Consider the following 24,224-nt stretch of genomic DNA (forward strand, 5'->3'; position numbering starts at 1 on the left):
ATATGTGTCAACTGCCGGTCAGTCATGGGGCTTCCCTTCCGTCATTCGATTCAAACAGCGCAGTTTACGTGCAGGTATCGTAAACAAGCATGCTGCAAACGCGCAAGCAATATCTATGCTATACTACAGTTTCACTGGCAAAGCCCGTCGTTTGGTCAAACGTGGGTACGGGCGGCGCAGGTGTTAACGATTGATGCGGCCGACGCCCATCGGCCGCATTTCTCTTCCTTCGTCGTCCGTTATCCCCCGATTTGGCTCATGCCGCGGTCGGTTCCTACTTTGTCGTGGTGCTCGTCGGGTTTGGCACCCAGCGCTTGCAACAGCACGGCCCGAACCGCCTCGTCGTCGGCATGCGCATCGCGCAGCACAGCGCGCACGTCGTATTCTTCGTCAGAGAATAGACAAGGGCGAATCTTTCCGTCAGCTGTCATGCGCAAACGATTGCATTCGCTGCAGAAATGACGTGACAGCGGCGATATAACACCCACCGTACCGAGCGCTCCGGGGAACTGGTAGTAGCGTGCAGGCCCCCACCCTTCAGGGCGGCTTTCTGTAGCAGGCTGCAAGGCCGGCAGCCCTGCGGCGGCGGCACGCGCATTAATGGTTTCAATTAGCTCATCGCTCGGAACAACATCTTGTTTGCCCCAACCGCAGCCGTTAGCCCCCGTACTTTCACCTACCGGCATGTACTCGATGAACCGCACATGTAGCGGCCGGTCAACAGACAAGCGTGCGAACGCCAGGTAGTCTTGGTTCAAACTGCGCACCGTAACCGCATTCACCTTTACGGGATTGAATCCGTATTCAAGCGCTGCGTCGATGCCGGCTAGCGTCTGTTCAATGGTTCCCACGCGCGTGATACGCTTGAACTGATCGGGGTCGAGCGTATCAAGCGAGATGTTCACCCGCGACAAACCTGCATCCTTTAGGTCAGCGGCCATGCGTGGCAACAACACGCCGTTCGTGGTCAGCGACACCTTGTCGATACCGGGCGTAGCCGATATGTCGCGAATCAGATCAACCACACCCTTGCGCACGAGCGGCTCGCCACCCGTCAGGCGAATCTTGCTGATTCCCATGTTGGCCGCAACGCGAACCACGCGCAGGATTTCTTCAATGCGCAGAATGTCATTGTGTGCCATCTGCTGAACGCCTTCTTCGGGCATGCAGTAGATGCACCGGAAATTGCACCGGTCTGTCAACGATATGCGCAGGTAGTCGATGGTCCTGCCGTGAGCGTCCTTCATGGTTTTCCCCTTCGTAATTCTCATGCGAGAATATTCTAGGTCAAGACACGAAGCACAGCAAGACGCCGTGTGGCGCAAAGTCGCTCGACCTACCCTCGACCTACCCTCAACCGACCGCCCTCCGCCACGCAAGTGGCTATTTCGTCACCAGGTACATGCTGCTCGAGGGAATCTCGATGAGCAATTCATCGCCTTGTGCTGGCAGCTCGTCTTCGGAAACCGACAGCTTATCCACCTTCCACTGGATGTGCAGCTTTAGAAACTTCATCGTTTCGTCCTCTTCGGCAAGGTCCTTCTGTAGCTGCGGACCTACCTCGGCGTCCAAAAACGACAGCATCACCGTGCGCTCGAAACGCGAATCGCTTACCCGGTCGGCGCGCATGCGAAACACGTTCGGGCCCATTTCGCGAGCCTTCCGCAGATGGAACGCGCGCACGCCGAAGTAGCGCACATAGCGTGGAACTATCTGCTCGGTCGAAAGCCGGATTCCCCATTCAGGCAGACACACCTCGTGGTCGCTCACGTATTCGGCCGGCGTGGTGTTCTTGCATCCCGACAGCTTAATTGCCGCGAGACTTTCTGGGTTGCTCACAATGTCGTGCTTCGGCCCGATCTCGCTGATGTGTCCCGCTTCCACCACGGCGATGCGATCGCAGAAGCGAAATGCCTCATCGATGTCGTGACTCACGTACAAAATGGTACCGTTAAACTCTTCAAACAGCCCGATCAGGTTCTGCTCAAGCGAGCTTTTCAAATGCGCGTCGAGCGCCGAGAACGGCTCGTCCAGCATCAGGATTCCCGGGCGTGCGGCCAGCATGCGCGCCAGTGCCACACGCTGTTGCTGCCCGCCCGACAACTGGGCAGGATAGCGCTTCTCAAGCCCCACCAGGCCAAATCGGCGCAGCTGTTCGCTGACCATACGCATACGCGTATCGGCCGACTCGCTTTTGGGAATGCCGGCCGCCACGTTTTGTTCCACCGTCAAGTTCGGAAACAGCATGTAGTTTTGGAACAGCAGTGCAGTCTTGCGTTCTTGGGGGGTTAGGTTCACACGTGGTTTCTTGCCGGCCTCGCGTTCGAAGAACACCTGATCGTTCACCACGATACGCCCTTCATCGGGTGTTTCAATACCAGCAATACAACGCATAGTCAAACTCTTGCCGCACCCCGACGCACCAAGAAACCCCAACGTTTCACTGCCGGCTTGAAAGTTGACATCAAGCTTGAATCCCGAGAAGCGCTTCTTAATGGAAACCTCAAGGCTCATTCCTCAACCCTCCTGCGGTACTTGGTGGTATGTCTACTCCACAAATTAATGAAGAGAATCACCACGAAGCTAAAGATCATGATGATGACCGTCCAAAAAATGGCCACGTCGGTATTGCCGTTCATCCATTCGAAGTAGATGGCGATGGGAATAGTACGTGTCACGCCCAGGTAGTTGCCCGCTAGGAACATGGTGGCACCGAACTCACCTAATGCGCGAGCGAACGACAGCACCGTACCCGCCGCAATCGAACTCCACGACAGCGGCAACATAAGCTTGAAAAAGATGCGCGCGTTACTCCACCCTAGTGTACGCGCCGCATCAAGCATGTTTGCGTCGATGCTCTCGAATGCACCACGCGCGTTGCGATACATCAGCGGAAACGCCACCACCACGGCGGCGATAACGGTGGCCGGCCAACTGAACACCAGCGGGAAGCCGATGTCGATGAACCACTGCCCTAACGCCGTGTTGCGCCCGAACGCGAGCAGCAATAAAAAGCCACACACAGTGGGTGGCAGCACCATGGGAATGGTGAAGATAGAGTCGGCTAAATCTTGCGCACGAGATGGAATTCGTAAGCTGAAATAGGCTGCCGCCAACCCCAGCACGAAAATGAACACGATAGCCGTAAGCGTAGTTTTCAGCGTCACCCACAAAGGACTTAAATCGACGCGCTGCAAAAACTCGACGAACGCCTGCCAACCCGTCGCTTCCTCCTGAACTGACACGGCATCGACAGGCGCAAATTCGGCCAGTGTTGCGTGCGTTAGCTTAATATGGCTCGGATTATCTGCGCTCGTAACGTCGCTGCCATCTTCACCGATGACGCAGGCATAGTACTGGTTTTCTTTCACCTGCTCGTCAAAGAGGAACTGCACGCCACCAACCGTATACGAGGTTTCGTTCGTGAAATGCCATTCAGACGCGGCATTAAGCGAGCTGCCGCCCTTGTTCGCCTTCGTGTCGAGCGCAACCATCATCGCCTTGAACGCCGCCTGATCGTCAGTGTTATTGATGTCGAACCCCACGGTTTCCGCCACGCGATCCGATACGTACGCCACACAATACTCCGATGCGTCGATGACCACCAATTCACCCGGCTCGGCAGCGGTGAAGTAGCGGTAGCCCCGGTACTGGCCGTCAACAGGAGTGTTCGTTCCCACTTCAGCTCGGGAAAACCCCACCAGGCCGAACCGCACCCCTTCGATTGATGCCGACTCGCCGTCGGTGAGCACGTTAGCAAGCGCGCCTTGCTCGGAAGCGTCTGGCGCAGTCTCCGCTGCCTGGTTGCCTTCGCTCCCTTCGGCAGCCATCGCCGATGCGGGCGCAGCAAACGACAACGCAAACGATGCTACCAGTATAAACGCCACCAGAGCGCGCACGAGCGCGACAGCGGTGCGACGCGGCACCATCGCATACGCACTATCGTACGCACCTTCGCAAACAGCCGCGCAGTGAACGTTGCTGTGCGAAATCGCAACGCGCACAGCATAGCGCTGCCCGAAGCCAAACGTCATAACAGTCCCCCTGCCCCAGCCGCCCGCCAAGCACAGCGCAAGCGGCACTGTTTATTCTCGCGCAGAATTATACTCTATGAAACATGAAGGGACGAGCTTGCATCGAATAGCAGCTCGCCCCTTCCCTTGCGGCCAGCACGCACTGCTGCGCACCGCACCGAGCCATCAACAGTAACGGCTTACGCCAGTGCGAAGCCCCACTCCTGCCATACGGCAATGGCGGCGGGATCGGTCGCGCACCACTCCATGAACGCCTTTGCGGCATCAACGTGTTCAGACTGCGTGGTCACTGCACCGGGATACACGATGTCTTTGTGGGTGTCGGCAGGAACAACACCGATCACGACCAGTCCATCGTTGCTATACACGTCAGAGGTGTACACAAATCCCAGGTCAACGGAACCCGACGACACCTGAGCAGCAACGTCGCCCACTTTCGCCTGCAAATTCACCTTGCCGGCAAGTGGCGTGTCAGCGTAACCGTCGGCGTCACCCGCCTTGCCGTTCGTGTCAGCCCCTGTTTTGCCGTCAGCAGCGTTGAAGCTGCCAATCGTGGACAGCGCCTGGTTGGCATAATTGCCAGCAGGCACGGAGTCATCGCCAATAGCAACCGTATAATCGCCCGAACCGGCTTGTTCAAGCGTGAAGTTCTGATCGGCACCATACTGCTCAGCCAACTCGGAACCTTCAGCAGCAACGATAACCAGATCGTTCATGAACATAGTGCTCATGGTATCGCCATCGGCCAGATCAGCGTCGATAGCGTCTTGCATCTTGGCCTTTGAGGCGGAAATGAGGATGTCAGCATATGCGCCGCCTTCAAGTTCGGCATTTAAGTCACCAGACGACAGGTACTGAGCATCAGCGAAGGTTACTTCGGGGTGAGCTTCGGTGTAGAGCGCCATAGCCTCGGGCATTGCCTTCTTCAGGGAATTGGCGGCGAACACCTGCAGCTCAACCTGTTCGGTAGGCTCGGCAGCAGTCTGCTCAGCAGCTTGGTTCGAGGCGGGCTGTTCCTCGGCCGCCTCATTCGACGAGCAGCCAAACAGCGCAAACGACCCCACCATCGCGACGGCGCATCCCGTCGCTAACATCACGCGCAACTTCTTCATCGGTTTCCCTTCCTTGTGGTTTCCAACTCAACATCAAAGGGAGACATGTGCCCCCTAGAAACACCGATTACCTCCGCCAACCCTACGTTTGTGGGACGGTGTTTGAGATTCTCAAACCTCATTTTCACACGCACACACGCATTCGGTTTTTGGCCCTCAGCCATCCAATCCACAAACCCAGGACAAGACGGTCTTAATCAGTGCTTCCCTCAGAAAGACGGCTACGTTCGGCATCGTAACAAAACGCGCGCCATATGGCGTGACCAACGTACGCTTTGTGGCGCAGCCAACGCAACAAAAGCTCGCGAGGCAACCAGCGTTTTGTCCGTCCCCTACCGACCGTCTTTCATGCTGAAATCAGAATAGTCTTATTTAGAATTATTGTCAATTGTGAATAATGTTGCATGTAAAGACTCACTGAGCAGAGTTAGCCACCTCTGCTGCCACTTTTTTCTCGAAATGCGCGATTGAGCAAAGTTAGCCGTGGCTTCGGCCACTTTTTTTACGAAATGCGCGACGTGAAGCGATAAAAATAGGTAGGAAACGAGCATTACTCTTCACTTCTTGAGACTGCTCTTACGTTTTCCCTGATCAGAGGCAACCGCTGTTTTTTCTGAAACTTCGACGAGCTTTACCGACTCCGCCAAATCGTACATTTCGTAAAAAAAGCTCCCGAAGCCACGGCTAACTTTGCTCAATCGCGCATTTCGAGAAAAAAGTGGCGCGAAAAAGCGCTTCGCTCCTGTGTTCATACGGCAGGGTTCAGACAGCGGCATCGAAGCAGCGTGTTTCGCGTGTTTCGCGCAGATTGACACTTAGCGACACAAGACACTGCCCTTTGTTCAGTACGGTATAATCGGAAGGATTCAACGATAAAGGAAAGGACGCGCCATGGCCCAAGGCACCTATGAGAGCGGCATCTACCGTAGGGGCGACGTACGCCTATCCGACTTGGCCGGGCGCAAAGCGCTACCCATCGGGGTCAGCGACTTCCGTACGGTTCTTAAGAACTACGTATTTGTAGATAAGTCGCTCTTGATCGCCGATGTACTGGCAACGCCAGGAGCGTCCCTGCTCTTCTGTCGACCTCGCCGTTTCGGCAAGTCGCTCAACTTGAGTATGCTGCAAGCGTTTTTCGAGACAACAATTCCCAGCATTCCGGGCGTCACCGACACCACGGAGCTTTTTCAGGGCCTGGCCATCTGGGATGCAGAGGACGGGCGCTATCGCGAGCACCACGGAGCCTATCCCGTTGTGCGCCTTTCGTTCGGAAACACCAAAGGAAATGAATGGAATGAAACGCTGGAGAGCATTCAGGCAAACATAGCCGCCGAGTACGAGCGGCATAACTATCTAGCCGTAAGCGATGTTCTTTCCGAGCGAGATCAGGAGTTGTTTCTCCAGGTGGCTAGCCGCAACACCTCACAGGGAGTCTGGAGTCGCTCGCTGCTTACCCTATGCGAACTTCTGCACAAGCATCACAAAACCCAGGTTGTGGTGCTTATTGACGAATACGACGCACCCGTCATGGCAGGCTACACCTACGGCTACTACGATGAGGTGGTTGCCTTCCTCAAGCGATGGCTCACCGGCGCACTGAAGGACAATTCCGCTTTGGCCGTGGGCGTGCTCACTGGCGTACAACGCATTTCCAAAGAATCCATTTTCTCCGATTTAAATAATCTCATCGTGAGCACGTCGCTCTCCGTGGCATCAGACGAACGCTACGGGTTCACGCAGATGGAAATTGATACCCTCGCCTTCTATCGAAACCAGACAGATGGCATAGCCGAGGCGCGCTCTTGGTATGACGGATACCGCTTTGGCAATGTAGACGTCTACAACCCTTGGAGCGCACTAAACTACTTCAATAGCCAATGTACCGCCGATGTCTACTGGGGAAACACCTCCCGGAACGACATCCTCACGAGCCTCGTACACGATACCGACGACAAAACGATGAGCGAACTCTACACACTTATGCAACCTGATGGAACTCTCGACAAGGCTATCGACACGAGCATTGTCTTCCCTGATCTCGGTATTCGCCCTGAAGCCGTATGGTCAATGCTGTATCTTGCAGGATACCTGACCACCAACGACACCAAGCTTCCAAACAACATCAGTCTTTCGCGAGTTCTGCGCATCCCGAACCGTGAGGTAGCTCACCTTTTTCGCAGCGACATCATCGAACGATTCTCTTCCATAGCAGGAGATCGCGAGCGTTTGGGACAGCTCCACCGCGCCCTTACGGAGTGTAAAGACGACGTTGTTGCTAAAGAACTCGAGTGTATTCTGAAAGACAATGCCAGCTACCATGACCTATATCATGAAGCGCCGTACCATACGCTTTTACTGGGACTGTTATTTGGAATGAGCGGCTACGAAGACCCCATGTCCAATCGCGAGGCTGGGCACGGTCGATTTGATGTGCGCGTGCAACCGATCAGCCCCGATCGCGACCCCCTTATAACTATCGAAGCTAAATGGGCCGCCCCCAAAAGCTCCGAGGCAACCAATTTGCCTGCGTTGGCGCAAGCAGCTCTTGCACAAATCGAACAACAAGTCTATGAATCAAGTGCTTTTATCGGCGCAGCCGGCACCGTCCGCTGGGGTGTAGCCTTCAGCGGTAAGCACGTCATATGTAAGAGCGAACGAGTTGCAAGATAGTTCTACGCTAAAGAGTTAATCAACACTGAGAAGCTAGCCTGTGATCTGCGGGAAGATGCGGGGGTGGGATACCTTGTTGAGTAGACTGCTCTCAAACACAGAGAGGATTATCCACTCTTCTTTGGTAGGCTCTCTTGGCTGTTTTCACCGAAACGTATCGTTGAGAATCCAGAGTGCCCTCTCAACGCCACTTTTTCTACGAAATGCGCGATTGTGTTCAGGCAGCAGGGTCTAGGCAGCGGCATCGAAGCAGCGTGCTTTGCTCGTTCCGATTGCAAAAAAGACGGTTGGCAAAAGCGGCAAGTCTGCTATAGTTGGGCGCATCCGATAAACCGACAGGAGAAAAGCTTGTTCGACCATATTGCATACACGCGCGAGGTAACTGCTCAGGCAGCGCTCTGCGCTGGTGCGTGGTGGTGGTACAAGCGAATATAGGTCGGATTATCGGAAGCTTTCCTTGTGCATGCTTTGAAGCCCCTCGATAATCCGAGGGGCTTTTTCGTGTCGGGGAATGCGCGGCGCGAACGCAGGCCAAGAAAGACCTTTGAAACAGCACCGCAAAAACCCGCGATGCGAACCCGCAAATGCCGCCTTGCACGGCCGAGTCGAAAGGAACCGTCATGACTGACACCGCCACCGCGCCCTACCGCCTGTACCTGCGCGAGGACCAAATTCCCACCCAATGGTATAACCTGCGCGCAGACATGCCCGAATCTCCCGAGCCCATGCGCCTGCCGAACGGCAAGGTGGCCGAACCCGCCGACATCGCACCAGTGTTCTGTGACGCATTGGTGGCCCAAGAGCTCGACGACCACACCGCCTATATCGACATTCCCGAGGGCGTGCGCGAAATGTATAAGGTGTACCGCCCGTCGCCATTGTGTCGTGCCTACAATTTGGAGCAGGCGCTGGGCACCCCCGCGAAAATCTACTACAAGTTCGAAGGCAACAACACGTCAGGTTCACACAAGTTGAACTCGGCACTAGCCCAAGCTTACTATGCCAAAGAACAGGATCTTACCCATATCACAACAGAAACAGGCGCCGGCCAATGGGGCACCGCCCTCGCCGAGGCGGCCGCGCACTACGGACTCAACCTGGATGTATTCATGGTGAAGTGCTCTTACGAACAGAAGCCCTTCCGTCGCAACATCATGGAAACCTTCGACGCCACCGTAACCCCCTCGCCCTCCAACACCACCGAAGTAGGGCGGCGTATGTTGCAGGAAAACCCCAACTCCTCGGGGTCGCTTGGCACCGCTATCTCCGAGGCCGTGGAGCGCGCCTTGAACATTCCCGGAAACAAGGGCCGCTATCAGCTGGGCAGCGTGCTGAACCAGGTGTGCCTGCATCAATCCATCATCGGCCTGGAAAGCTATACCGCCATGGAAGAGCTGGGCGAATACCCCGATATGGTCATCGGTTGCGCGGGCGGCGGCTCCAACTTAGCTGGCCTTATTGCTCCTTTCATGCGCGACAAGCTCAACGGTACTCACCCCAACACCGAATTCATTGCCGTTGAGCCCGCTAGCTGCCCGAGCCTTTCCCGCGGCAAGTACGCCTACGACTACGCTGACACCGGCCGCACCTGCCCTCTGGTGAAGATGTACACCCTGGGCAACGGATTCTTGCCTAGCCCCGATCACGCAGGCGGTCTGCGCTACCACGGCATGAGCCCGATCATTTCCAAGCTGAAGCACGACGGCTATCTGGACGCCCGCGCCGTGCGCCAAACCGATGTGTTTGCCGCTGCCGAAGAGTTCGCACGCCTGGAAACCATTCTGCCCGCACCCGAGAGTGCCCATGCTATCTATGTTGCTATAGAAGAAGCGAAGAAGTGTGCTGAAACCGGCGAAGAGAAAGTAATCTTGTTCGGTCTCACGGGAACGGGCTACTTCGACATGTACGCCTACGACGCCTTCAACAAGGGCATAATGAGCGACCATATCCCCACCGACAAGGAACTGGAAGCAGGATTTGCCACCATTCCCTCTATTCCCGGGGTGCAATAAGCGCACGTCAGGCGCTTTGACAACGTGGCTGGATACGAAGAAATCTCCCAGCCATCAACGTGAAGAGGTTGCCGAAGTGGCAATGCCGAAGTGGCGGCCTCTTCACATAACGAAGCGCACGTGGTTTTGACTCGGGTGAAACTGGCGGCAACCACGCTGTGCAACTTCCCCGCTACTCGTCCTTGTGTTTTTCGGTGTCTACCAGGTCTATCAGCTCTTGCCGGGAATGCACGCCCAGTTTCGCATACACGTTGCGAGTGTGCGTACGTACGGTGTTCTTCGACACCTGCAAGCGCTCGGCCGTAGCGGGAACATCGTAACCCATAGCCAAACACTGAAACACGTCGGTTTCTCGCGCCGACAGCCCGAAGCCCTGCGCCAACGTATCGATAACCTCCGCAAACCGCTTGCGCACCGGAGCCTCCTGCACGACCACCACCTGCGGTGTTACCAATTCTTCGGCGAGCAGCTCTTGAATGGGAGACTCTTCCTCGCTTTCGGGCTCGAACAACGCCTCGAAATCCTTCTCGGAATACATGAAGAACGCAACGGCGAGCACCACCACCGCCAACACAATGTAGATAACAAACTCGTTCGGGGCACCCGCGAAACGGCTCAGCTCGTAAGCACCCAATGCCCATCCCAAGCTGTTGCCCATCAGGTATGCACCATATGCCCAGCCGAACACCATGGTGGGCGAATAGCGCTTTTGGTACAGCACGAACGACACGATGCACCACAACAGAAACTCAAACAAAAATGAAACAAGCACCGCTACCTGTGCAACCTTGGCGTTGGGGATGTTGAGAGCAGGTAGAACCGCAACCACCATCACCGCCAGCACCATAATGGCCGAATAGGCCTTCCCTAAGTTCAACGCCTCCATGTTCATGCCAACCGCCATGCACACAAACGCCGTCGCTAATACCATATGCAGCAGCATAACCACCCGCGTACGATCGAGCGTTTCCCCAATGGGAGAAGACTGCACAGCCACGGCATGAATAGATACCAGCGTCACCGAGAAAACAAACACCACCACAACCAGCTTGATAAACGTTTTCGGAAGCGCTTCAAACGACACCGACTGCCCATCAGCGCCGCGCGGGTGTTCTTCATCGCCTGCAGCTAGCTCGAACGAGTTGGTCGGCATAACAGCCAGCAAACCCGCCGCAAGCGGCAGCAGTACGAAAAACAGGATGCCGCACAAAGATGGACCGCCCGCAACCGGCGCCCAGGTAGGAGAGCCAATAATGACGAAGTACGCGCATGCGGCAACCAAATGCGAGCACGCCACATAGAAAACCACTCGTCGGGGGGGTAGTTCTGCATACAGCCGACCACACCGCAGCAGCACTGGAGCCATACCAATGCCGCTCACCACCCCCGACAGATAGAACAGCGGGCGGATAACTTCGTAGTCGAGCATGGGTAGAAGATAGTACGGCCCGATGGCGATAATGGCAAAGCATCCGAATGCCGTAACAGCCGCGCCTCCAACCACCCAGGGCGGGTCAACGAACCGGTCGCGCAAACTGGTGGGCAACAGCGCAATCGCAAGCATGATCAACCCCGTCGCGCCGCTCGAACAGATAAACAGCGACGAAATGTTCGAGCCATTGACCTCGGTGTCAGAGAGCCACACCGAACCGCTGAACAGCACAAAGAACCACGCTTGCCACATAGCGAACGCCATAAACGGCAGCGCCGGACACACCTGAACGAGGCGCTTCACGAACCCGCTAAGCTTTTCCATGATCTCCCCTCCGCAACACGTGCGATCATTCTACCACCAGTTCCCCGCAGCTCAGGCAGAAACACCCCACATATGCAGTCGCACTATCAGCACAATCAGAGACAGCAGGAAACACAAGAGTAAGAGCACGTGACAGAGGTCAAAATGTCAGGGGGCTGTCAAGAAAGCAGCGGTATCCGCATTCTCTGATACCACTCCCTCTTCTTACAGCTCCGACAACCCAAAATCGCAACGACGCCCGAGCGAGCGCCCGGGCGTCGAGAAGCTATCTTTCTTGCTGTGTCTAATCGGCAATGCCAGCGCGCCTGTCGGCAAGTGCGCGGTACACACGTAAAACGGCATAAGCAATGAACACAACCGAATACACACCCGTGGTAATACCCGCCTGAATGCCGCCATGCAACGCTGCGGGAAGCAACATCGCCAGCAAATGGATGTACACCAACGCATAGAACAGGTACGCAAGCTTTTGCAGCTTCACCCACGAATCGTTGTCCATGCGTTTCTTCACGAAGTTGAACGACGTAACGCCCAACACGATAAGCAGCACAAACAGCACCACCGCCAGCACGAAGGCGAACATGACGTTCCCTTTGATGATGCCACCGCCGAAGATGCGCGGCACATACGACATCAGGTACACTACCATATGACCAAGCGACAGAATCCACGCGATAATGGATAGCTCAGCACGAATACCCTTCAGCCACATGTATGGTTTCGAGCCCTTGGCAAACACACCCACGTACATGACGACGATAAAAATTGCCAGCGACAGCGTGCATTTTTGAATGAGCGTAAACAACACGATCCATACGGCACGCGGCAGCTCGTAGAACGAACCCACCACATACACCAGGTCGATGATGACGGCTAGCGCGTAGAACAGCATCGGCCATTTTTTGATGGGGTTGCGCAGCGCGAAGCATGCGGCAACCGTGCATGCGAGGATGATTGCGAACGTCATCTGAACCCCCTGTTTCTCTCTCCATACAATTCGCTAGTTTTCTTCCAATTCGGCACGGAGCTCGTCGAGCACGTCCGCATCGAACAGGAAAAACCCCTTGCTGATTTTGAGGATGCCGCGATAGAAGCGGGTCTTCTGCAGCAGAGTCGCGCGTTCAACCAACAAATCGAACCACGACAGCACATGCGCCTGCAGGAAGTCCTGCGAGATCTTCACATTCTCAAGCGCCGTTGCACGATCACCCTCGCGCAACGCGGTAACCGTACGGTTTGACATGATGACCAAAAACTCAAACATAAACGACAAGTGATCGTCGGGGTAGTCGTAGCCCTCGGCACGCCCAACGCCATTCTGCTTGAACAGCTGATACACCTCGTGATACGACTCCTGGAACATGAAGCCTTCTTCGCTGGTGAAGCACGATTCGTAGGGCGTGGCATACATACCCTTCCACGAAGCTGCACCACCGAATGACGTAGTGAAATCGACTGCTAGCTCTTGACGCGTGCCGGTGTTGCGCTTGCGCAAATATCGGGTGATATCATTCAATCCGTCAGCGAACTGCTCGTTTACGTCGGCATACACGGATAAGTCCATGGCGGCAATGTTTTCTATCTGCTCCTGCGTGAGCGGCCTGAAATAAATGGAGGCGAGCAGATCGTAGAACGCCGCACGCCCTTCCAGCGCCTCGATCATCTGGGCAGTTGTCTCGTCTTGTGCGAAATCAACCTGATCCTCGGCGACGGGGGTTTTCTGCTTTTCTTCGATGTTTGCTTCGTCTGCCATACGGTCACCTCTCAGCATCAGTACGCATTATCCTCAACATATGCGAAAACTCCCCTGGCAAGCCAACGTGGAGGGATGCTCGCCAGGGAAGCCCTCGCGCCTCGATATCCGAAGCCTCAAACGAAGCTTCGGATATCGAGGATATCAGGCGGCGCGCCCGTGCGCATGCACCCTGCAACGCCGCCTTTCTGCCGTTTTCCGGCTCGCTACTTCTCGTAGCGCGTGGTGGTGATGTCGTCAAGACCTTCCTGCCACTTAGCGTAGGACAGAATGTACACCGTGGAGGGCTCCAAACCATTCTCGTCGGGCAGATGATAGCAGTTCTCTTCACCAGCCGCAGCAATGGCCTTCGAAGCGGAGCTCTCGGGATCGTCCAGGTCGCCGAAGTAACGGGCGCCCGTGCAGCAGTTGTGCACGCAAGCCGGCTCCCAGCCATCAGCGTCGTTGCGACGCTGGAAGCACAGGGTGCACTTCTCCACAACGTTGGTGTTCGGGTTCAGCGTACGCACATTGTACGGGCAGCCGCTGATGCAGGTTTCGCAGCCGATGCACTCGTCGGCGTTTACCAACACCACACCGGTTTCCTCATCGCGGTAGCTCGCACCAGTGGGGCACACCTCAATACAGCCCGGGTTGACACACTGCTGGCACTGCATAGGGCGCCAGTACATTTCGATATCCGGGAAGGTGCCGGTCGGACCGATGGCCGGAACGCGGTTGTAGTACACGCCCAGGTCAACGGAGTTCTCATGCTTGCAAGCGGCGATGCAGCCGTCGCAGCCGCTGCAGCGATCCAGATCGATAACAAGGCAATTTTTCATTAGAACACATCCTCAGTCTGAGCTTCAGCGAGCATTTCCTCAGTCGGCAGGAACGGTGCGAACTCCTCGGGCTCGATCCAGATGTTGGCCGGGCGCTCGGACTTCTCGATTTTCACCGTGAAGCCGCGGTTCGTGTAGGAACCGTATACCTCGTTGAACGGGGCATTATTCTTGGTGAGCACGTTGACGTTGCACTCGCGCCAACCACCGGTGATCTCGGACTGCGAGGCATCGTAGCACTCGGGATTCCAGAAGCGCTCCATCCATACCGTGTTGGGATGCACACCCTCGGTGAGATACGCACGCGCATGCGTTTCGGAACGGCGGCTGGTAACCTTAACCCAGTCCATGTGCTCGATACCCAGCTCCTTGGCGGTTGCCGGATTGATGCGAATCTCGGCGCAGGGGAACAGCTCACGGCTGAACGCAGCGTGACGCATCGTGCCATGATGGAAGTACGGCACGCGACCCGAGGTGAGCACGTAGGGGTACTCGGTGTCGCCGATTGGGCTTTCTGCGGGTTCGATGGGCACACAGATGGGGCTGTAGTCGGCACAGGCTTCCTGCGGCTTCGGGTAGCAGAACGGATAGCCGGTACGGGCCGTCTTCAGCAGGATCTGGCAGTACGTCTCAATCTTGCGGGACTCAGTACCGAAACCAGCCGGCAGACCGTCATCACAGATGACCAGATGGTTGTCGTAGCTGAAGTAATCCGGCGTGACGAGCGGCGTATACTGCTCGGTGTTGGTGGACAGGTCTTCCCAGTCCTTGGCACCGAACTGCTCGACGAGCGCATCCTTGATGGCACCCTCGGTCGGTGTGGCAAGCAGACCCGGCTTCAAGCCGTTCGGGATTTCGCCACCCCACTTCTCAGCACACGCAGCCACAACCTGAGCGGCCGGAATGGAGTGCGACACGGTTTCGCCGATGTGCACGCATTCGTTCTGCAGCCACTGGGTGTCAAGCTGCGTCATGTTCACCATGGGCTCTTCCAGCCACTCACGCAGCGGGAACACCAGGTCGGCAGCCTCAATGTGGAACGAGGTGAGCATCGGGTACTGACCAATGACGAAGTCAACCTCAGGGAACACCTTGTACCACGACTCGGCGTTGCCCAACACGGCCAGCTTGTTGCCGGACATGTCGAACCACACACGCGGCTTGAACGGCTCGCCGGTCTCGATAGCATCGCGCACCGTGGGAATGTGGCTGTGGCACCACGCGTACAGACCCTTGTGGTCCTTCATACCCAGACGGTCGATGAGCAGCTGGTTTGCCAGCTCTTGCTGCGACACATCAGCCTTGCCATAGGGGGTTTCCTCACCCTTGGCCCACGCCTCGTTCTCGGCGTCGGAAGCGCCGACCACAGCGCCGATACCGTACATGGCAGAGAACATGCCGTCGAAGCCGTTGTTGAAGGTGACGGGACGGGTGGGAGCAGCGTCGCCGCCGTTGGCACCAAACACGCCAGCCTTCTTCTTCGTCATGGTGACACCCGGCTTGTTGATGCGGCCCATGATAGAGTCGAGACCCATGCAGCCCAGCGGCACCTGAGAAGCCGACTCGGTCATGTCGGAAGCAACACCATTGACGATGCCACCCCAGTTGTCACAGTAGATATTGATGGCTTCCTCAATCTTGTCAGCCTGCAGCCAGCAATCCTCGGCAGTTGCCTCGAGCGTCCAGGGGTCAGCCGTCTCCTTGTAGATCTGACCAGCGGTCTTATAGGCCTTGCCATTGAAGTCGCCAGCCCAGAAGATCTCGGGGTCAACCTTGGAGTCCTCGGGCAGGCTGTACTCGAAGGGCTGCACCGAGTTGGTCTTCAGGTCGTAGCACACGTACACCGGCGTGTTCGCAGGCATCTCAGCCGGAGGCTCGTAGCCCTCAATAACGTCAACAGCCTTCACGGGCAGCTTGTAGTTCTCGCTCGCTTCGTCCATGTCGATGAGGAACGGCAGGTTCGTCCAGTACTTGGTGAACTCAGCGTCGTACTTCTCGTTTTCGAAGATGTAGCGGAACCAGCACAGCAACAACTTGGTGTCGGTGCCGGGACGAACGGGTAGCCACACATCGGCCTTCACAGCGTCGGGGCTAAAGTTCGGGTCAACAACGACAGTCTTAACGCCCTTGGCCTTCAGTTCAGCCATGCCACGACCAGATTCTGCGGTCTCAGAGACGGACGGCTGAGCACCCCAGATGACAACCATTTCGGTCTTGTTGTCGTCGCCCGTGCGGAAGATCTCCTGGACGGCGTTGTCAGCCACGGACTGGTCGTCGCCGCCGTAGAAGAGCTTCGACATGGACCAACGGGGCAGGTAGCACTGCGCGCAGCCCGGCTCGAACACGGTGGGGGAACCGAACGCCATGGGAAGCGTCATGGCTTCCATGAACGAATAAGCACCGCCGCCGCCGACGCTAGCGAAGAACGCATAGTTGCCATACTTGTCAATAGCGTCAACGATCTGCTGGGAAGCCAAGTCGATAGCCTCATCCCAGGAGATCTGCTCCCAGTCGTTGGTGCCGCGCTCGACATGCTTCATCGGGTGCAGGATACGACGAGGGCTGTACATGGTGTGCAGCTGGTTTAAGCCCTTGATGCACAGCGAACCACGGGAAACCGGGGCACGCTTGTCGCCCTCGAGCTTGACCACCACGCCGTCCTTCAGATATGCGACAACAGGGCACATCTGAATGCAGCCGTGGCAAGAGGTGTACATCTTGGTCAGACCCTCTTTGCTGTCACTCGCAGAAGACGTGGTGCCACCGGTGGAGCCACCATCGTCCTTCATGCAGCCAGACATCGAAGCGCCGATAGCCGCGGCAGCACCTGCGAGCGCAGACGCTTTCACGAAACTACGACGTGTCAACGTTGCTTCTGACATCTTTCTTCCTTTCCTCCTACTTTTACCTACTCGTCCGCCTTCATTTCCTCGAGAAACTCGACCCCCTCTTCCGTAAGGGTCCAGCCCTCTTTCCAAACCAGAGCGCCAGCGCGCTCAAGCTTGTCAACAAATACGCTCGGCTGCATGGTTTCCACATGGCCGTCAATGACGGTCTGTAGCGCCGGGCGGCCAGCCAGCAGCTTTTGAATTTCTGCATATGTGCGCGGCTGAGCGTGCACGAATTCGAGTACGTCAACGTACGTTTCCGTGCGCTCAGGGTTAAGCTGAAGCATCTGCACAAGACGCGCCTTCGGGCTGTATTCCTCTACGAAAGCACGGCCTACCTCGGTGGTCTTGTAGTGAAAGCTTGCAACCAGATCGTCTTCCTCGTCCTCGGTCAGACCCACCTTCTGCTCCGGTGTAACCACGTTGCCGTCGACGTCCTTCTCGATAAGTTCGAGACCATACGCACCCACCAGCTTCGTGATGAGGTAGTACTGGTTGGTGGTACAGCTTGCGAATTCGGGATAGGTGGCCATTTCCTGCTCGATCACGTTTAAAGGACGCTCTTCGAGACAGAACACGAGCGTTTTATACAGCAGCTCGCGATCGAGTGGTTGACGAGTGACGGTGTAGCCCAACTTGTCGAGCTTTTGATCAAACGTGAGCTCAGGTTGCGGCTGCGCCTCCTGCTCGGCGATTTCCGCCATATCGTTCGCAGCCGGGTCAGCGAAGCCGTTGTCTTCTTCTGTCTGATGTTGGGATTGCATCATCGGAACCGATCGCATTTGCTCTTCCGGCATATGGTTCCTCCCCCTTCTTCGATTCTGGAATGGCGCGCAGACTCGCAGCCGCCTGAGTGCGGCTCGAGCGCGCTCTTATTGCTCGTTTGTAGCTGTTTTGTTGTGCGCATCTTATGAAGAAAACATGGTGCGCACCATCCGCAGCGTGGATGAAATTCACGATTTTTTGAACTTTTTTCCTCATGCAAAATGGATGAGGTGTTGCATTATGCCTGGTAACAAGAATGCTCATTCAAGAATGATGATGTATGAGTTGGATGAGACTTCTCCATAACCCAGTTCACCTACCGCCCTTGTTCACGTTAGCTCACGTTGTGAACTACTACCAAGCGCAGTCATATCAATCTGCAAAAAAGAGGGCGACCGCGTTCTATGCGGTTCGCCCCAACGCGCGATCACGCAAGCGATCGCAAGCTTGTTCGCGCCACCTGTCAGTCGGCAACAGCCTCCGCGTACTTCAGAGCCGCATAACGATGTAGATCCGCCTTCAAGCTGTCATAAGCGTCAAGCAGCGTAGTACCATCATCAGTAAGCACGCTGCCGCGCGCACCATCGCGAATGATAAGAGGCATACCAAGCGCTTCTTCGGTTTCGCCCATAATACGCCAGGCCTTGCTGTACGCCATACGCATGCTCTTCGCGGCAGCATTCAGCGACCCAAGGTCGCGCACACCCCGACAAAGTTCAGCCACACCTGGACCGAACATAACCTTGTCGCCATCCTCCCCAATGGAAACGATAGACAGTTTGATTTGGGGTTCAAGGGTTGCCAACTTGTTCATGCGGAATCCTCGCCTATCCTTCGCGCTTCGACCGTGTTATCTTACCATGCCTGCCGCAACCTCACGCGCCCAGGCATCGATTTCCAACAGCTGGTCGATACTCTCCACACGCTGCACGCCACCGCCGCCTCCCGCTTCGTGAGCGTCCATGACAGCTTCCACACATTCGGCAATTCCAAGATAGCTTCCCTGCTGCGACAAAAAGGCTGCCACCGCAACCTCGTTCGCCGCATTCAGAACACACGGCAGCGTGCCGCCGCGCTCGCCCGCCGCACGTGACAGCGCCAAACAGCGAAATGTGTTGGTGTCAGCAGGCGCAAAGTCAAGATGCCCAAGCTTCGTGAAGTCAACGGGTGTAACTGGTGCGTCCCACCGATCGGGATAACTCAGCGCAAACTGGATAGGAATTCGCATGTCGGTAGTACCCAAATGAGCCTTCACGCTGCCGTCGGTGTACTCCACCATGGAATGAATGGCGCTTTGTGGTTGCACCACCACCGAAATGCGCTCGTAGGGCATGTTGAACAGATGATGCGCTTCGATAACTTCAAGCCCTTTGTTCATAAGCGTCGATGAGTCGATAGATATTTTCGCACCCATGTTCCACGTGGGATGCGCAAGCGCTTGAGCAGGCGTGATCTCGCGAAGATCATCTTTTGTTCGTCCTCGAAACGGACCACCGGAAGCTGTTACCCACAACCGCGACACCTCGCGCGCGTTTTCGCCGAGCAAGCACTGGTAGATGGCGCCATGTTCTGAGTCGATGGGCATGAGCGCCCCCGCTGGCCCTGCGGCAGGTGATGCGCCCGCAGCACGACGAGCAGCGTCAACCCGTGCCGCCAACGGCATAATGAGATCGCCTCCCACCACCAAAGATTCCTTGTTTGCCAAGGCCAGCACCTTGCCTGCACGCAGCGTCTCGTAGCTTGCCTTCAGGCCCGCCGCACCCACAAGCGCGTTCACCACAACGTCAACCTCAGGCAACCTCACCAGATCAACCACAGCATCGGCCCCAAAACCAAGCGACCCATGTGTGGGTAGAGAAAGCGCGCCTACGAGCGACGATACGGACGTCGGCGACGGACACGTTTGTTGCTGCAAGTCTGCAGCAATGGCGGAATCGCGCAGGCTAACGTCACCCATCGCCAAATGCCGCACGTTGAATTCACGCGCTTGTGCAAGCAGCTCTGCCGCACGCGTACCAGCGCCTAAAGCGACAACCTGCAGCTTGTCGGAATGTTGACGAACCACATCGAGCGTCTGCACACCAATGGATCCGGTTGATCCTAAAACAGCGATGCGCCTCATAGCTTCGTCCTTTCAATTCATGGCGCAGAAACGCGAGACCCAATCTGACAACTTTGGAGGCAGTTTTGGGTCAAGTCCTGCGCTTTTTCTTTTAGTGGTTAGAAAACGTTGGGAATACACCCTCCCAAAACGAGCAAAACGGCAGCAACCGTAGACACTAAAAACAGCGAGTCGGTGCGATCGAGCAGACCGCCATGCCCGGGCATAATGGTGCCAGAGTCTTTGAATCCGGCATTGCGCTTAATGCGGCTTTCAGCGAAGTCGCCCAGCACGCCCGCGCACCCACACGCCAGGCCAAAGCAAAGTGCTTGGGGAATACTGATAACGACACCAGGGATAAACGTGAAGAGACACCATGCAGCCATCGAACCAATAAGCCCGGCAACAAACCCTTCCCAGCTCTTCTTCGGGCTGATACGCGGGGCCATCTTGTGCTTGCCGATCTTGCGGCCAACGAGGTAAGCTGAAGAGTCATTCGCCCATACGGTAGCAAACACACACAGCGCCAGCACGCCACCCCAAAAGCCCGGAATGGACATGCGAATCACCATAAAGCCGCACAGCAGCAGCCCACAATACGCCGAGCCGAAAAAGCTCACGCTAACGTCGGCAATACGTGCCCGCGAATAGAACACATACCACACCAGGAGCGCGATCATCTCGCCTATGGCAACAATCGCAATTCCGTTATGCCCACAGAAAAACACGCCGATCGGATACATCACCGCACTTGCGATGCCTAGAATCTCGTTTGGAAGCTTCGCATCCTTGCGCAACATGTAGAAAAATTCACCAGCGCACACGCCAGCCGTAACCGCCAGCAAGATAAGCGTCGTGTATTCGCTCGCCAGCAAACACACCACCGACAACACCACGTAGATGAAGCCCGTGCGGAACCGCACCTGCAAATCCGAAGCGTTCTTGAATCGATCGGGCGTCTTGCCGTACGCGTAGTCTTTTATCTTCGCCGCGGCATTGCGGCCCTCCCCCTTTGTCTTCATGCTACTTCACCGCCCCGAATCGCCGATCTCTTTGTTGATACTCGAGTAGCGCCCGCAACAATTCGTAGCGATCGAAGTCGGGCCAGAGCACATCGGTACACACGAATTCGGAGTACGCGATCTGCCACAACAGAAAGTTCGACACTCGCATCTCGCCCGATGTCCGAATAAGCAACTCGGGGTCGGGAATACCTGCAGTGTAGAGCCCGCGCTCAAACAATTCTTCGGTGACGACAGGCATCTTACCTGTTTCCGCAAACTCGCGCGCTATATCACGCGCACATGCTTGCACGGCATGTAGTACCTCTTGACGCGCGCCATAGTTCACCGCAACCACAAGCGTCATGCCGTCGTTACCCTTTGTTTTTTCCCAAGCATCGTCAAACGCCTCGCGCGTTTCGGCAGGCAGCATAGACATATCACCGATAGTCATCACGCGCACATGCTCTTCATGCAAGCCATCGACTTCGGCGAGCATGGTTTTGGCGAACAAGTCCATAAGACCCACGACCTCTTCTTCAGGTCGCTTCCAGTTCTCTGTCGAGAACGAGTAGATGGTGAGATAGCGAACCCCCAAATCGGATGCACACCGAATGGTTTCGCGCACCGCTTCGATGCCGGCTTTATGTCCACGCAAGCGATTCAGCGCACGTTTTTTCGCCCACCGGCCATTACCGTCCATGATGACAGCAACATGCTGCGGGATGGCGCTTATGTCAAGCGCCTTTGGATTAAGCCCGACCGGGGGATTCGGGAATATGTAATCAAGCGGTTTGTTCACAGCGTCATCACCACCTCAAGGCGCTAAATAGAACGAAACAAGCATCGAAGCCCACGCCGTTCGTAGCATTGGCAAACGAGAACTTCTCCCAGATCGTTCGTAACGTCAGCGAGAAGCGTTTCAGGTGCTCCAGATTGCCGTGAAAGTGCGAGGAAGTGTACCAAAGGTACACGACGAGCGCTTGGAGCGGCAAGATGGAGTGCCCGAACGCTTCGCAGCATCGGCCCGTTCCGTTGATCGTAGATCAACGGAACAGATTGCTTCGTAGCGTCGAGTTGTTCCGTTGATCGTAGATCAACGGAACGGATTGCTTCGTAGCGTCGAGTTGTTCCGTTGATCGTAGATCAACGGAACGGATTGCTTCGCAGCGTCGAGTCATTTCGGCGATCGGAGATCGGCGAAACCTTAGATCTCCATGACCTCGGCTTCCTTTTTCTTGAAAGCCTCTTCAATTTCGGCGACATACTTGTCGGTGAGCTTCTGAACGTCGGCTTGCGCACGCTTCATATCGTCTTCGGGAAGACCCTCGTCCTTCATGAGCTTTTCGATGCGGGAATTGGCATCGCGGCGCATGTTACGAACGGCTACACGCGCATCCTCAGCGTATCCCTTGCACTGCTTCACCAGATCACGACGACGCTCTTCGGTCAGCGTTGGGAACGGCAGTCGAATGACCGAACCATCATTTGAGGGCGTTACACCCAAGTCGCTCGCCAAGATAGCCTGTTCGATGGCTTTCAGCACGCTCTTATCCCACGGTTCGATGACCAGCATATGCGCGTCGGGAGTTTTGATACCCGCCATCTGGTTCACTGGCGTGGGTACGCCGTAGTAGTCAACTCGGATACGATCGAGCACCATGGCGTTCGCACGACCAGTGCGTACTGCCGAGAAATTGCCGTTTAGCGACGAGAGGGTTTTCTGCATGTGCTCTTCGGCATCCATCATAATTTCGTCAACCATAGCCGTTCCTTTCGTTCCGCTTGCGACGAGACGGTCGTCCGCTCCGGCGTCGCATGCGAAACCGACCGCGAACCGCGCGTTTCTTACAAGGTTCTTACGCGCTTGACGCCTATTCTACCGTTGTTCCGATGCTTTCACCCTTGAGGGCGCGAGAAATGTTGCCGGCAACGGTGAGATCGAACACAATCATAGGAATGTTGTTGTCCATACACAGCGATGTAGCCGTTGCATCCATAACATGCAGGCCGCGATTGAGTACGTCCATGTAACTGATGCGATCGAATTTCTTCGCATCGGGATTGCTCTTCGGATCGGAATCGTAGACGCCGTCGACTTTCGTCGCCTTCATCAGACAATCGACGTCGAGCTCACACGCGCGCAGTGCCGCCGTGGTGTCGGTAGTGAAATAGGGGTTACCGGTACCCGCCGCCAAAATGACCACGCGCCCCTTTTCCATATGGCGCAGCGCACGACGACGGATGTAAGGTTCCGACACCTCTTGCATGTTGATGGCACTCTGAACGCGGGAATAGATACCACGACGCTCGAACGCGTCTTGTAACGCGAGTGCATTCATAACGGTTGCAAGCATGCCGATGTAGTCAGCCTGCGCGCGATCCATACCCTCGGCCGATCCCGCAAGACCACGGAAGATGTTTCCGCCGCCCACCACGATGGCCAGCTGCACACCGCCGTTCACGACTTCCCCAATCTGATCAACCAGGTCATCGACAACTTTCGGGTCGATTCCGTAGCCGAGGTCACCCGCCAGGGCCTCGCCAGACAGCTTCAGCAGCACGCGCTTGTATTGGTAGTCTTCAGACATGGGCATCTTCTCCCGTCTTCCGGTTGGTATAACTGTTGCATAAACGTTCACATAGTACCCGAAAACAAACGCCCGCGTACACAACGCAGGCGTTTCCAGCTATTCAACGCAAACGGAAAAATGAGATTGAGCACACAAAAGAACGCAGAAGCATGAGACAGCGTAAGATAAAGCAAGGCAAAGCCGAACAAGACAACGTGCGGCACCTACATCAGGTTGCGTACAACACCGAACACGAGCAGTACCACCACCATGGCGATGGCAAGCACATTCGCCCATGTAGGCAGACGCATCGACCCCTCACACACGTAGCCTCGCACAAGAACTGCGGCCAGCACCGCACCAGCTGGCAGCAAACACAGAATGGCGGCGTTATGATGAAACGCCGCCTCGAAATCGAGTCGAAGCAGATCGAGGCACATGCGGCTGACCCCACACCCTGGGCAGAGCAACCCCGTCAGCTCATGAAAAACACATGGCACCCCGATGCCAGTTACCGCAAAGAACACTGCGTATACAAGCCCCACCACAAGGGCGATACCCGCAGCTTTTGCCAGGCGGCGGGCCCGCGTGCACCGATCGGATAGATCGGACGAAGCAAGGTTCGCAGGCGAAGCAACCGCTGCGACAGCTATCTCGCGTGGTGCACACGGGCGCACGGAGCCACAGGTGCTCGGTGCGCCCTGTGACGGCATGCTCAGTTCGCGCTGATTTTCCATT

19 protein-coding genes are annotated in these 24,224 nt (G+C 56.1%); 2 read left to right on the forward strand and 17 right to left on the reverse strand.

What is annotated here, in order from left to right:
• Positions 1-239 precede the first annotated feature (239 nt).
• The 4 genes from moaA to G7Y44_RS07605 form a co-directional block, all read right to left on the reverse strand.
• Positions 240-1,247: a GTP 3',8-cyclase MoaA gene (gene moaA / locus G7Y44_RS07590; protein WP_165248793.1), complete on the reverse strand. Its 1,008-nt coding sequence runs from the start codon at positions 1,245-1,247 to the stop codon at positions 240-242.
• 136 nt (positions 1,248-1,383) lie between these two features.
• A complete protein-coding gene (locus G7Y44_RS07595; protein ID WP_165248795.1) occupies positions 1,384-2,514 on the reverse strand; it encodes a sulfate/molybdate ABC transporter ATP-binding protein in 1,131 nt (376 codons plus the stop codon).
• Positions 2,511-4,034 (reverse strand): molybdate ABC transporter permease subunit, encoded by a 1,524-nt coding sequence (gene modB, locus G7Y44_RS07600; RefSeq protein ID WP_241158172.1) that lies wholly within the window; start codon positions 4,032-4,034, stop codon positions 2,511-2,513. The genes G7Y44_RS07595 and modB overlap by 4 nt, the downstream gene beginning before the upstream one ends.
• Positions 4,035-4,213: 179 nt before the next feature.
• Positions 4,214-5,146 (reverse strand): molybdate ABC transporter substrate-binding protein, encoded by a 933-nt coding sequence (locus tag G7Y44_RS07605; protein ID WP_165045054.1) that lies wholly within the window; start codon positions 5,144-5,146, stop codon positions 4,214-4,216.
• An 891-nt stretch (positions 5,147-6,037) separates the two neighbouring features.
• Between G7Y44_RS07605 and G7Y44_RS07610 the strand changes: the two genes are divergently transcribed.
• A complete protein-coding gene (locus tag G7Y44_RS07610; RefSeq protein WP_165248797.1) occupies positions 6,038-7,816 on the forward strand; it encodes an AAA family ATPase in 1,779 nt (592 codons plus the stop codon).
• A 620-nt stretch (positions 7,817-8,436) separates the two neighbouring features.
• Positions 8,437-9,828 (forward strand): TrpB-like pyridoxal phosphate-dependent enzyme, encoded by a 1,392-nt coding sequence (locus G7Y44_RS07615; RefSeq protein WP_165248799.1) that lies wholly within the window; start codon positions 8,437-8,439, stop codon positions 9,826-9,828.
• A gap of 172 nt (positions 9,829-10,000) precedes the next feature.
• Here the strand turns inward: G7Y44_RS07615 and G7Y44_RS07620 are convergent, their stop codons facing one another.
• The 13 genes from G7Y44_RS07620 to G7Y44_RS07680 all read right to left on the reverse strand — a co-directional run bounded on the left by G7Y44_RS07620 (position 10,001) and on the right by G7Y44_RS07680 (position 24,223).
• The gene (locus G7Y44_RS07620) at positions 10,001-11,584 is read right to left on the reverse strand and encodes a helix-turn-helix transcriptional regulator (protein WP_165248802.1); all 1,584 of its coding nucleotides are present in this window, start codon (positions 11,582-11,584) and stop codon (positions 10,001-10,003) included.
• A gap of 283 nt (positions 11,585-11,867) precedes the next feature.
• Positions 11,868-12,551 carry a ferric reductase-like transmembrane domain-containing protein gene (locus tag G7Y44_RS07625; protein WP_165248804.1) on the reverse strand — a complete coding sequence of 228 codons (684 nt, stop codon included), beginning with the start codon at positions 12,549-12,551 and terminating at the stop codon, positions 11,868-11,870.
• Positions 12,552-12,584: 33 nt separating this feature from the next.
• Positions 12,585-13,337, reverse strand: a complete 753-nt coding sequence (locus G7Y44_RS07630; RefSeq protein WP_165045044.1) for a TorD/DmsD family molecular chaperone — start codon at positions 13,335-13,337, stop codon at positions 12,585-12,587.
• Between the two features lie 206 nt (positions 13,338-13,543).
• Positions 13,544-14,158 carry a 4Fe-4S dicluster domain-containing protein gene (locus tag G7Y44_RS07635; RefSeq protein ID WP_165045042.1) on the reverse strand — a complete coding sequence of 205 codons (615 nt, stop codon included), beginning with the start codon at positions 14,156-14,158 and terminating at the stop codon, positions 13,544-13,546.
• Complete coding sequence (locus G7Y44_RS07640) at positions 14,158-17,040, reverse strand: molybdopterin-containing oxidoreductase family protein (RefSeq protein WP_165248806.1); 2,883 nt, start codon at positions 17,038-17,040, stop codon at positions 14,158-14,160. Before G7Y44_RS07640 ends, G7Y44_RS07635 begins: the two co-directional genes overlap by 1 nt.
• Before the next feature lie 26 nt (positions 17,041-17,066).
• Positions 17,067-17,843 (reverse strand): hypothetical protein, encoded by a 777-nt coding sequence (locus tag G7Y44_RS07645; RefSeq protein WP_165248808.1) that lies wholly within the window; start codon positions 17,841-17,843, stop codon positions 17,067-17,069.
• Positions 17,844-18,274: 431 nt separating this feature from the next.
• The gene (locus tag G7Y44_RS07650; RefSeq protein ID WP_165045036.1) at positions 18,275-18,625 is read right to left on the reverse strand and encodes a winged helix-turn-helix domain-containing protein; all 351 of its coding nucleotides are present in this window, start codon (positions 18,623-18,625) and stop codon (positions 18,275-18,277) included.
• A gap of 36 nt (positions 18,626-18,661) precedes the next feature.
• The gene (dxr, locus tag G7Y44_RS07655; RefSeq protein ID WP_165248810.1) at positions 18,662-19,933 is read right to left on the reverse strand and encodes a 1-deoxy-D-xylulose-5-phosphate reductoisomerase; all 1,272 of its coding nucleotides are present in this window, start codon (positions 19,931-19,933) and stop codon (positions 18,662-18,664) included.
• 98 nt (positions 19,934-20,031) lie between these two features.
• Positions 20,032-20,934: a phosphatidate cytidylyltransferase gene (locus G7Y44_RS07660; RefSeq protein WP_165248812.1), complete on the reverse strand. Its 903-nt coding sequence runs from the start codon at positions 20,932-20,934 to the stop codon at positions 20,032-20,034.
• Position 20,935: 1 nt separating this feature from the next.
• Positions 20,936-21,715, reverse strand: a complete 780-nt coding sequence (locus G7Y44_RS07665) for an isoprenyl transferase (protein WP_165248814.1) — start codon at positions 21,713-21,715, stop codon at positions 20,936-20,938.
• Positions 21,716-22,120: 405 nt separating this feature from the next.
• A complete protein-coding gene (gene frr / locus G7Y44_RS07670) occupies positions 22,121-22,678 on the reverse strand; it encodes a ribosome recycling factor (RefSeq protein ID WP_165045028.1) in 558 nt (185 codons plus the stop codon).
• A gap of 109 nt (positions 22,679-22,787) precedes the next feature.
• The gene (pyrH, locus tag G7Y44_RS07675; protein ID WP_165045026.1) at positions 22,788-23,504 is read right to left on the reverse strand and encodes a UMP kinase; all 717 of its coding nucleotides are present in this window, start codon (positions 23,502-23,504) and stop codon (positions 22,788-22,790) included.
• 206 nt (positions 23,505-23,710) lie between these two features.
• Positions 23,711-24,223: a DUF2752 domain-containing protein gene (locus tag G7Y44_RS07680; RefSeq protein ID WP_206214431.1), complete on the reverse strand. Its 513-nt coding sequence runs from the start codon at positions 24,221-24,223 to the stop codon at positions 23,711-23,713.
• Position 24,224 lies beyond the last annotated feature (1 nt).

The organism is Adlercreutzia sp. ZJ141 (assembly GCF_011038965.1).
Lineage (GTDB): Bacteria > Actinomycetota > Coriobacteriia > Coriobacteriales > Eggerthellaceae > ZJ141.

What these genes read in the sequence shown, in the direction of transcription:
- moaA (WP_165248793.1), bottom strand. Translation starts at nt 1,247, where the DNA reads ATGAAGGACGCTCACGGCAGGACCATCGACTACCTGCGCATATCGTTG.
- G7Y44_RS07595 (WP_165248795.1), bottom strand. Translation starts at nt 2,514, where the DNA reads ATGAGCCTTGAGGTTTCCATTAAGAAGCGCTTCTCGGGATTCAAGCTT.
- modB (WP_241158172.1), bottom strand. Translation starts at nt 4,034, where the DNA reads ATGACGTTTGGCTTCGGGCAGCGCTATGCTGTGCGCGTTGCGATTTCG.
- G7Y44_RS07605 (WP_165045054.1), bottom strand. Translation starts at nt 5,146, where the DNA reads ATGAAGAAGTTGCGCGTGATGTTAGCGACGGGATGCGCCGTCGCGATG.
- G7Y44_RS07610 (WP_165248797.1), top strand. Translation starts at nt 6,038, where the DNA reads ATGGCCCAAGGCACCTATGAGAGCGGCATCTACCGTAGGGGCGACGTA.
- G7Y44_RS07615 (WP_165248799.1), top strand. Translation starts at nt 8,437, where the DNA reads ATGACTGACACCGCCACCGCGCCCTACCGCCTGTACCTGCGCGAGGAC.
- G7Y44_RS07620 (WP_165248802.1), bottom strand. Translation starts at nt 11,584, where the DNA reads ATGGAAAAGCTTAGCGGGTTCGTGAAGCGCCTCGTTCAGGTGTGTCCG.
- G7Y44_RS07625 (WP_165248804.1), bottom strand. Translation starts at nt 12,551, where the DNA reads ATGACGTTCGCAATCATCCTCGCATGCACGGTTGCCGCATGCTTCGCG.
- G7Y44_RS07630 (WP_165045044.1), bottom strand. Translation starts at nt 13,337, where the DNA reads ATGGCAGACGAAGCAAACATCGAAGAAAAGCAGAAAACCCCCGTCGCC.
- G7Y44_RS07635 (WP_165045042.1), bottom strand. Translation starts at nt 14,158, where the DNA reads ATGAAAAATTGCCTTGTTATCGATCTGGATCGCTGCAGCGGCTGCGAC.
- G7Y44_RS07640 (WP_165248806.1), bottom strand. Translation starts at nt 17,040, where the DNA reads ATGTCAGAAGCAACGTTGACACGTCGTAGTTTCGTGAAAGCGTCTGCG.
- G7Y44_RS07645 (WP_165248808.1), bottom strand. Translation starts at nt 17,843, where the DNA reads ATGCCGGAAGAGCAAATGCGATCGGTTCCGATGATGCAATCCCAACAT.
- G7Y44_RS07650 (WP_165045036.1), bottom strand. Translation starts at nt 18,625, where the DNA reads ATGAACAAGTTGGCAACCCTTGAACCCCAAATCAAACTGTCTATCGTT.
- dxr (WP_165248810.1), bottom strand. Translation starts at nt 19,933, where the DNA reads ATGAGGCGCATCGCTGTTTTAGGATCAACCGGATCCATTGGTGTGCAG.
- G7Y44_RS07660 (WP_165248812.1), bottom strand. Translation starts at nt 20,934, where the DNA reads ATGAAGACAAAGGGGGAGGGCCGCAATGCCGCGGCGAAGATAAAAGAC.
- frr (WP_165045028.1), bottom strand. Translation starts at nt 22,678, where the DNA reads ATGGTTGACGAAATTATGATGGATGCCGAAGAGCACATGCAGAAAACC.
- pyrH (WP_165045026.1), bottom strand. Translation starts at nt 23,504, where the DNA reads ATGTCTGAAGACTACCAATACAAGCGCGTGCTGCTGAAGCTGTCTGGC.
- G7Y44_RS07680 (WP_206214431.1), bottom strand. Translation starts at nt 24,223, where the DNA reads ATGGAAAATCAGCGCGAACTGAGCATGCCGTCACAGGGCGCACCGAGC.